Origin of the sequence: Streptomyces sp. YS-3, assembly GCF_045257485.1 — a bacterium.
In the GTDB taxonomy this organism is placed as follows: domain Bacteria; phylum Actinomycetota; class Actinomycetes; order Streptomycetales; family Streptomycetaceae; genus Streptomyces.
This window is the reverse complement of sequence record NZ_JBJHPC010000687.1, coordinates 1-3,497: the sequence shown is the minus strand read 5'-3', so window position 1 is coordinate 3,497 and position 3,497 is coordinate 1. Positions and strand designations below refer to the sequence as shown.

The following is a 3,497-nucleotide window of genomic DNA, read 5'->3' as shown; positions in this document are numbered from 1 at the left end:
GGTCCGGCGTCGTTTTCGGGGTCTGCGCGGTGCCCGGCCCTACCGCGCCGGGCACCGCGCAGACCCCGAAAACGACGCCGGACCCGGGCACCCCGGACGGCGACAAGCAGGGCGACTGGGCGGCCAAGAAGGTCGAGTACTGCCGCGACTACCGCGCCGGACGCATCGACCAGGCGCACCGCCGCCGGCTGGAGATCGCCGCTCTGGGCGCCGCCCGGGTGAAGCAGTTCTGCGACGGTGTGATCGAGCAGGCCGAGCGGGGCGGCAAGGGCGGCTCCGGTGGCAAGGGCGGCAAGGGCGGTTCGGGCGGCAAGGGCGACTCCGGCGGTTCCGGTGACGACAAGGGGGACGGACCCGGCGGTCACGGCGGTGTCTCCGGCGGCCGGGGCGGCCGAGACGGCTCTGTCCTGAAACTGCCTACCGTGAGCTGGTCCACCCCGCCCGCCGACGGCTCGCCCGCGCTCCCGGGGCTGCCGGCCGTTCCCGACCTGAGCGGCCCGGCACTGCCGCCCGCCGTGCCGGACGTCCCGCCGGCCTCCCGCGCGCACCTTCCGCACCCCGCGCGCCCGGCGCTCGCCCCGGCGGACGCGGCCGTGGGGGGCGCCGGCCGGCCGCTCGCACACCGGCTCGAACGACAGGTGTGACACTTTTCGGCCCGCCGACGCAGTAGGAAGTGAGCCGACTGGTCATCGGCGGCGCACAGAGCCGGGGTTCCCCCCGTACCCAAGGCTCGGCGCGAACGGCGCGGGCGGGACACGTTCCCCCGGTCCCGCCCGCGCCCTCCCTCTTCCGGCCGGACAGCGACCGGACAGCGGCCGGCCCGGCGACCGGATCACGAAGACCGGGCCACCGGGCCGGACCGCCCGCCCACCGGCAAAGGACATTCCCCGCCGGACGGCACTCACCAGTAGACGACGACCTTGTCGTTCACCTTCACCTGGTCGAAGAGCTTCGCGAGCTTCGCCTTGTCGCGCACGTTCACACAGCCGTGCGAGGCGCCCGCGTACCCGCGCTTGGCGAAGTCCGACGAGTAGTGCACGGCCTGGCCGCCGCTGAAGAACATCGCGTACGGCATGGGCGTGTGGTAGATCGACGACACATGGTTCCTGCTCTTCAGGAAGACCTTGAAGACGCCCTCGCGGGTCGGCGTGTACTGCGCGCCGAACCGGACGTCCATCGAGGACTGCACCTTGCCGTTGACCACCCAGTTCAGCGTGCGGGTGGTCTTGCTGATGCACAGCACGCGGCCGGTCATACAGCGCTTGTCCAGCTTGGTCTTCGGCTTGTTGACGGCCTTCCCCTGGAGCTCCTGCGGGGTCGGCTTGGTCGTCATCTGGGCGAGCCGCTGCCAGGTGGCGGTGTCGGCCGAGCCGGTGGCGGGCAGGCCGCGCTTGCCCTGGAAGCCCTTGACGGCGGTGGTGGTGACGCTGCCGTACGTGCCCGTCGGCGTGTCGTCGAACCAGCCGACCTGGGCGAGCCGGGCCTGGAGCTCCTTGACCCGCGCGCCACTGGAACCGGCCGCCATCAGCACCTTCGGCTGGGGCCTGGCGGCGGTGGTGGCCGCGTGGGACGCGGCGACCGCCGCGTCCGCCATTCCGGCGGTCTCGGGCTGGTGATCGTTGGCGGTGTCCGCCGCGGGCGCCGCGGCGGGCGCCTGCGCGGCGGGCTTCTGGTCGGCGGTGGTCCCCGACGCCTTGTCGGTCTGGGCACCGCACGCGGCGGTGACGGTCAGGACCGTGGCCGCGGCGAGCGTTCTGGCTATGACAGTGGTGAGATGGATCCGGCGCATCGTCGCCCCCCTGATATTCCCTCTGGTGACCCCAGAGACTGTTTCCCGGGCCGAACGGTTGCAAGAACCCGTCGAGGAAGCGAGGCGGAGCACATGGCGCGCGAGTCGGACGGTGCCCGGCGCACCGAGAGCGGTCTGCCTCTCGACCCGGTCTACGGGCCGGAAGCCCTCGACGGGTGGGACCCGCTCCGGCAGCTGGGTGAGCCGGGCGGGTATCCGTTCACCCGGGGTGTCTACCCGATGATGTACACGGCACGCCCCTGGACCATGCGCCAATACGCCGGCTTCGGCACGGCGGCCGAGTCCAACGCCCGCTACCGCCGGCTCATCGCCCACGGCACCACCGGTCTGTCGGTCGCCTTCGACCTGCCCACCCAGATGGGCCACGACAGCGACGCGCCGCTCGCGCACGGCGAGGTCGGCAAGGTCGGGGTGGCCGTCGACTCCGTCGAGGACATGCGGGTCCTGTTCGACGGCATCCCGCTCGGCGAGGTCTCGACCTCCATGACGATCAACGCGCCGGCCGCGCTGCTGCTCCTGATGTACCAGCTGGTCGCCGAGGAGCAGGGGGTGCCCGCGGACCGGCTGACCGGCACGATCCAGAACGATGTGCTCAAGGAGTACATCGCCCGCGGCACCTACATCTTCCCGCCCAAGCCGTCGCTGCGGCTGGTCGCGGACGTCTTCCGGTACTGCCGGGCCGAGATGCCGAAGTGGAACACGATCTCGATCTCCGGCTACCACATGGCCGAGGCGGGGGCCACGCCCGCGCAGGAGATCGCGTTCACCCTGGCCGACGGCATCGAGTACGTGCGGACCGCGGTCGCGGCCGGGATGGACGTGGACGAGTTCGCCCCGCGCCTGTCGTTCTTCTTCGTCGCGCGCACCACGGTCCTGGAGGAGGTCGCCAAGTTCCGTGCGGCCCGCCGGATCTGGGCGCGGGTGATGCGGGAGGACTTCGGCGCGAAGGACCCCAGGTCGTGGATGCTGCGCTTCCACACCCAGACCGCCGGGGTGCAGCTGACCGCCCAGCAGCCCGAGCTGAACCTCGTCCGGGTCGCCGTGCAGGGCCTGGCGGCGGTGCTGGGCGGCACCCAGTCGCTGCACACCAACTCCTTCGACGAGGCGATCGCGCTGCCCACCGAGAAGAGCGCGCGCCTGGCCCTTCGTACGCAGCAGGTCCTCGCCTACGAGACGGATGTGACGGCGACCGTCGACCCCTTCGCCGGTTCGTACGTGGTGGAGTCCATGACCGACGACGTGGAGGCGGCGGCGCTGGCGCTGATGGAGCGGGTCGAGGACCTGGGCGGGGCGGTGAGCGCGATCGAGCGGGGTTTCCAGAAGGGGGAGATCGAGCGCTCGGCGTACCGGATCGCCCGGGAGACGGACAGCGGGGAGCGGGTGGTGGTCGGGGTGAACCGGTTCCGCCTGGACGCGGAGGAGCCGTACGAGCCGCTGCGGGTGGACCCGGAGATCGAGGCGCGCCAGGCGTCCCGGCTGGCGCGGCTGCGCGCGGAGCGCGACGGGGCGGCGGTGGCCGCGGCGCTGGAAGAGTTGCGCCGGGCCGCCGAGGGCACGGCGAACGTCCTGTACCCGATGAGGACGGCGCTGGCGGCGCGGGCGACGGTGGGGGAGGTGTGCGGGCGAACGTCCTGTACCCGATGAGGACGGCGCTGGCGGCGCGGGCGACGGTGGGGGAGGTGTGCGG

At 72.6% G+C, this 3,497-nt stretch carries 2 protein-coding genes and 1 pseudogene; 2 read left to right on the top strand and 1 reads right to left on the bottom strand.

Annotation, left to right across the window (positions count from 1 at the left end):
- Positions 1 to 644, top strand: a pseudogene (locus tag ACJA3G_RS33280) (hypothetical protein); the annotation flags it as partial.
- A 257-nt stretch (positions 645 to 901) separates the two neighbouring features.
- On the opposite strand, the gene ACJA3G_RS33275 reads toward ACJA3G_RS33280, so the two are convergent.
- Entirely contained in the window at positions 902 to 1,789 is an 888-nt protein-coding gene (locus tag ACJA3G_RS33275) for a peptidoglycan-binding protein (protein WP_406556761.1), read from the bottom strand.
- A 93-nt stretch (positions 1,790 to 1,882) separates the two neighbouring features.
- On the opposite strand from ACJA3G_RS33275, the gene ACJA3G_RS33270 reads away from it, so the two are divergent.
- Positions 1,883 to 3,454 (top strand): methylmalonyl-CoA mutase, encoded by a 1,572-nt coding sequence (locus ACJA3G_RS33270; protein WP_406556760.1) that lies wholly within the window; start codon positions 1,883 to 1,885, stop codon positions 3,452 to 3,454.
- Positions 3,455 to 3,497 lie beyond the last annotated feature (43 nt).

What these genes read in the sequence shown, in the direction of transcription:
- ACJA3G_RS33270 (WP_406556760.1), top strand. Translation starts at nt 1,883, where the DNA reads ATGGCGCGCGAGTCGGACGGTGCCCGGCGCACCGAGAGCGGTCTGCCT.
- ACJA3G_RS33275 (WP_406556761.1), bottom strand. Translation starts at nt 1,789, where the DNA reads ATGCGCCGGATCCATCTCACCACTGTCATAGCCAGAACGCTCGCCGCG.